This is a genomic window from Shigella sp. FC1544 (assembly GCF_001722145.1).
GTDB lineage: Bacteria > Pseudomonadota > Gammaproteobacteria > Enterobacterales > Enterobacteriaceae > Escherichia > Escherichia coli.
This window is the reverse complement of the sequence record NZ_MECT01000140.1, coordinates 1-5,167: the sequence shown is the minus strand read 5'-3', so window position 1 is coordinate 5,167 and position 5,167 is coordinate 1. Positions and strand designations below refer to the sequence as shown.

Genomic DNA, 5,167 nt, shown 5'->3' with positions numbered 1-5,167 from the left:
TAGTGCGCTGGGTTATCGCTCGCCACGGGAATATCTGCGGCAGCGGGCTTGTAATGGGTTAAGTGATAACAGATGTCTGGAAATATAGGGGCAAATCCACTCTGTCGCAGGTGAACTGGCACCAGCTGGCACATATAACTCACCAACTTTCGTCGCCGCCTGGCCGCATGTATTGAACATTAACAGCAATAAAAGACATAAAACATGACGAAGGATTTTCATTTTAAATATACTCAAAAGTTGCTGTCAGGCTGGCGGTGAAATCACCGATGGTTACATCACGACCGCTTTTCGCCTGGATCCAGCCCGGAAATTAATATCATTGTTGCCGTTGGTAAGCGCAAAGGTCGCCCCGGTGGTGTTGTTAATATCCACCCGCTTGCCGTCGAGCGTTTCCATCCCTATCCCCACGCCCTGCGCGGTGGAGGTGTCATCGACTGCCAGAAAACCCGGCTGACCGCTGTCTTCGGTGCCGCTCAGCGTGACTTTGACGTTGTATCCCGCCGGCCCTTTGCAGTCTTTCAGCTTAAACACAACCGGCAGATGCGCGGACTGCCCAGATACCATCAAATCCCGGTTGCTGACGGTGGGAAAATGGATTTCTGCCAGGTTGGCACCATCCACCACCAGCGTGCAGGATTTACTCTGCAGGTTGCCGTAAAAATGCAGGTTGTTGTCGACTGCCTGTGCTCCTGTGCTGGCGGTCAGCAGCAGGCCTGCTAACAGCGCATAACCGGGTGAATAAATGTGTGCTGTTTTCATTGGTAATCCACCCGTAAGGTTGCGTAAGCAGAAAAGGTCGTGTCCGTCAGCACCGCATCAGCCGCTTTGACCGGTACCGCCTCCAGCTTTGGCTTCTGGCTAAAATCGGTGGCGTTAATGGAAAGCGGCTCGTTGAGCTTAAAACGCTGACCGTCATGCTGAAGCTCAATTCCGAAGCCCGGTACATCCGTCTCAATAGCAGAGTCGTTGTAGGAGGTGGCAGTCCCCGTCCAGGAGAGTGTCATATTCCACTCGGGATCGCGGACATCCGAGTCGCAGCTCAGTTCGTAGTCCACTTTCTGACGACCATAATTGCCATCAATGCTGTCGATAATGAGATCGCGAAATTGCACTTCGATGGTTTGCCCGCCGCTGATGCTACAGGCGGGCGGCGACATCAGCGTACCGTGGAATGTGATGTCATCTTCCGCCGCCAGCACAGCCCCGCAACCAGCGCACAGTAAAAGGAGCAGGAATTTTTTCATTGGTAATCCACCACCATGGTCATCGTGGCGTTAAACTCCGACGGCGTCAGTTGCACCCCGCTCTGTTTTACCGGCACCGCTTTCAGCTGAGGCTGAGTGTTGACATTAAAAGGCGTCCAGTTATTTTCACCAACTGCAAACAGGGAGTTGTCGGCGGCGTTTTCTATCCGCACCCCCAGGCCGGCGATATCCGTGCTGAGAACCGTTTCTCCGTTGATCACGGCGGTATTGCCTTTGAGCTGCATCCGTAAGTCATCGCTGACTTTATTACCGCAGTTGAGGGTGTATTTCGCATCCTGTTGGTAATTGGTACCATCGATCCTGTTGATTATCACATTGCCAAATTTCACAGCGCTTCCCTTCACGGAGCAAGGCGGCGGTCCATCGACCAGGATTCGCAGCGTCAGATCCACCTGTTTGATATCACTGCCAGCAACAGCCAAACCGCTGATGCCCCATCCGGCCAGCACCAGCAACCCTGCGCCCGCTACAAACTTGTGACTCATAAGTCCCTCCCGGCATCAGCCTTTGCGGCTCTGCTCTTCATCCACCTGGCAGCTGTTGCCGGTGCATTTGAAGTACAGCGGCATCCGCGCGCCGTAGTCGTTGATGTAAGTCAGCACCGGCACGCTGTCCATCTTCGCATTCAGCGGTGCGGAGGTTTTCGGCTCCATCATCAGCGGTGTGAATCCCGCCGGCGGGTTGCCGCCTTTTTTAGCGCTGGCGTTGCTGATGATCACGTAGTACGGCGTCGGGTTATTGACGGTGAAGTCCTGGCCGTTACGGATGAGCGTCACCTTATGCTGCCACGGACTTTTCATGCTGGTGTTCTCCAGCGCCTTCGGTCGCCAGAACAGTTTGATACGCGTCTGCAGCGCAATCTGCAGTGTGTTCGGTTTATTTGATTTCGGCAGAATTTCGCGCACGTTGAAATAGAACACGCTCTCGCGGTCGGCCGGCAGTTTGTTGATATCCGGCAGCCCCTGCACCTTCACCTGGCCGTTCATCATCGCATCGATGCGCTGCACTGGCGGAAGCACCGCAAGCGGCGAGCTGATTTTGTTGCCCTTTGCATCCTCTATCCAGCTCTGCGCCAGATAAGGCAGTGTGGGATCGTTGTTGCGCAGCGTGACGCTGATGGACTTGTCGCTTTCGTTAAACACCAGCCGTGTCCTGTCGGGCGTCACCGAAGCGTGGCTGGAGAAACTGACCGCTGTCGCCAGCAGCGCCAGTGCCGGGACAACGATTTTTGCAGTGTTAGTCAGATTAAACATGTATCATTCCTTAATCACGTTACTGGTTTACTGAAATTGAAGTCGGTGGTTCCGTTGGCGTCACCCGCTGTGTCTGTTCCTGAATCGCCGGTTTGACCGCCGGCGAAGTGATAGGTGCTACATTGCCTTTATGCTGGCATGGCAGTAACAAGCCGTTAAACAGATCGGCAGGCAGCGGGTCCGGCAGGTTGATATCGCAATGCGCAACACCACTCCAGAACACACTCATGTGTTCGCCAGGTTTCACCCCAGCCAGATAAACATTGCCGTCATCATCGACAAGGCCCACTGTCTGCTCGTTATCATTTTTTACTTCTGCGCCAAACGGAGGATGGCTGCCGTCGCTCAGGCGCAGCACCGCCATCGCTTTTTGTCCGCTAATGACAGCAAATTTACGGTAGCCAATGGCACCTTCAGTTAGCGTGGCTTGCACCACCGACTGGGTTGCTTCAGCGTTTTCAGGCAATCTGTTGAGGTCGATATACGCCTGATTGCGGTAATAGTTATTGACGTCAGAAACGACGGCTTTACCAAACATATTGGTATAAACAGCAGCCCCGTTACCTTCCACCGGAACATCGGCAACGCCATCGGCATCAATCAACAAGCGTGTCCCGCCCATATTCTGGGTACGGTGAAGTGCGCCACCGTGGGCAGTAAGCGTTGCGCCGCCCTGTAACGACAAGCCCGCAGAGGTGTATTGCCCTTCATGGTAGTTCGCACTGAGGTCAACCTGCGCCAGCGAACCATCATGGCTGTAATAGCCGTCAACGCTGGTGTGTTTGTCACTGGTGCCGACGTTCAACTGATAGTGAGTCGCGTCATCGACACGGCTGAAATAACCGACCTGACTGCTGTCCGTCCCACTGCCATAGTTACCGTTATAGCTAACGGTACTGTTGTCGCCCCACGGCATACTGAGCGAAATGTACATGCCTTTGTCGGCCTGGTTGTCATACTCGTAACGGTAGCCAGTCATCGAGATGCTGACATTACGAATACTGCCCATATTGAAATAGTGCGAGAGCATGATGTTGTAGTTTATCTGCTCCTCGCGATCCCAGTAGGTATGGCGGGTATAGTTGAGATAAACCGAAACACCCGCATCGCGGAAGTTCTGGTTATAAGTGGCGGTGTACATCTCTTTGTCGTTGCCCGTGCGTACCATTCCGCTGTCACTGGCATCCAGATACTCGCTCATGGTCATAAAGTTCTCTTCCGAGAAGCGATATCCAGCAAAAGTAACGCGGCTGTTGAGCTGGTCAAAGTCTTTGGAATAACTCACACGGAAGGAGTTACCGTCCAGCGAACCTTTGCCATAAGCGGTGTCTTTATCCAGTTTGGTGTGCGAGTGAGTAACATCAAACGCGACCGCGCCGAATGTAGACAAATCGCGACCGACGCCAAGCGCCGCAGACTGATAGTTTTCATCTCCCAGTGCGCCGCCATATAACGACCAGCCGTTAGCGATCCCCCAGGAAGCTTCAGCACCAGAAAAAATTCACCCTCGACATGGTGTCCCCACTCTTGCGGACGGCCCATCATGATCTTATAGCGAATCTGACCTGGACGAGTGAGGTATGGCATCGAGGCGGTGCTGATGTCATATTCCTGCACCTGGCCGTTCTGTTCTTCAATGCGAATATGCAACGTACCGGAGACAGAATCACCAAGATCCTGAATACGAAACGGTCCAGCCGGAACCTGCGTTTCGTAAATCACACGCCCCATCTGGCTGACGGTCACTTTTGCTGTGGTGTGTGCCACGCCGGAAATGTCTGGCGCGTAGCCGCGCAGATTGGGAGGCAACATTTGATCGTCAGTACTGACACTGCCACCAACATAGTTAAAACCATCAAAAATATCGGATCTGAGGTAATCCTCGCCCAGCGCCAGTTTGGCTTTTAATGATGGTAACGCCCGCCAGGCATAGTAGCGACTCCACTCCCATTTTTTTTGAGTTTCATCGCCGCTGAATTCATCGTCATCATTACTGCGAGTATGTTGATAGTTAGTCTGCCAGTCAGCACGCATACGCCACGGCCCCAGGTTAACCCCGACCGTCCCGTTGCCGCTGATCTCGTTACTATCATCACCGCCATTTTCTTCGTGCCGGGTTTGTGCGTTGATGCTGTAGTCCGCGACGATCCCGGAGATGCCGTCATCCCAACGTGAAGGCGGATCCCAGTCGGGATAAGTATATTCGAGGTAAGCCTGTGGCAATGAAATGACTAATGCGGACTGGCTTAAATCAGCCTTAATTTCCATGCCTTCCAGTTGACCGGATTTCAGGCATTTAGCATCGTGGCTCCATTGCAGATTTTTCGCCACGTCGGTAATGCTGCCAACTTACTGATTTAGTGTATGATGGTGATTTTAAGGTGCTTGCGTGGCTTCCATTTCCATCAGATGCCCTTCCTGCTCCGCTACTGAAGGCGTGGTGCGTAACGGCAAAAGCACTGCCGGACATCAGCGCTATCTCTGCTCTCATTGCCGTAAAACATGGCAACTACAGTTCACTTACACCGCCTCTCAGCCCGGTACGCACCAGAAAATCATTGATATGGCCATGAATGGCGTCGGATGTCGCGCCAGTGCACGCATTATGGGCGTTGGCCTCAACACGGTTTTCCGTCACTTAAAAAA

4 protein-coding genes and 2 pseudogenes are annotated in these 5,167 nt (G+C 53.2%); 1 reads left to right on the top strand and 5 read right to left on the bottom strand.

From position 1 onward, the window contains the following. Positions 1-223 precede the first annotated feature (223 nt). From BGK49_RS09295 to BGK49_RS09275, 5 genes and pseudogenes are all read right to left on the bottom strand, one after another. Positions 224-762 (bottom strand): annotated as a pseudogene (locus tag BGK49_RS09295) (fimbrial protein). Continuing rightward, the gene (locus tag BGK49_RS09290; RefSeq protein WP_000714140.1) at positions 759-1,247 is read right to left on the bottom strand and encodes a fimbrial protein; all 489 of its coding nucleotides are present in this window, start codon (positions 1,245-1,247) and stop codon (positions 759-761) included. The pseudogene BGK49_RS09295 and the gene BGK49_RS09290 overlap by 4 nt, the downstream one beginning before the upstream one ends. After that, complete coding sequence (locus BGK49_RS09285) at positions 1,244-1,753, bottom strand: fimbrial protein (RefSeq protein WP_000018471.1); 510 nt, start codon at positions 1,751-1,753, stop codon at positions 1,244-1,246. Before BGK49_RS09285 ends, BGK49_RS09290 begins: the two co-directional genes overlap by 4 nt. 15 nt (positions 1,754-1,768) lie before the next feature. Continuing rightward, on the bottom strand, positions 1,769-2,521 hold the full coding sequence (locus BGK49_RS09280; protein WP_000482745.1) for a fimbria/pilus periplasmic chaperone: 753 nt from the start codon (positions 2,519-2,521) through the stop codon (positions 1,769-1,771). Between the two features lie 19 nt (positions 2,522-2,540). Further along, positions 2,541-4,855 (bottom strand): annotated as a pseudogene (locus BGK49_RS09275) (outer membrane usher protein); the annotation flags it as partial. 55 nt (positions 4,856-4,910) lie between these two features. Here BGK49_RS09275 and BGK49_RS09270 point away from each other — a divergent pair. Then, a partial coding sequence (locus BGK49_RS09270) for an IS1-like element transposase (RefSeq protein ID WP_069375729.1) occupies positions 4,911-5,167 on the top strand: 257 nt, incomplete at its 3' end.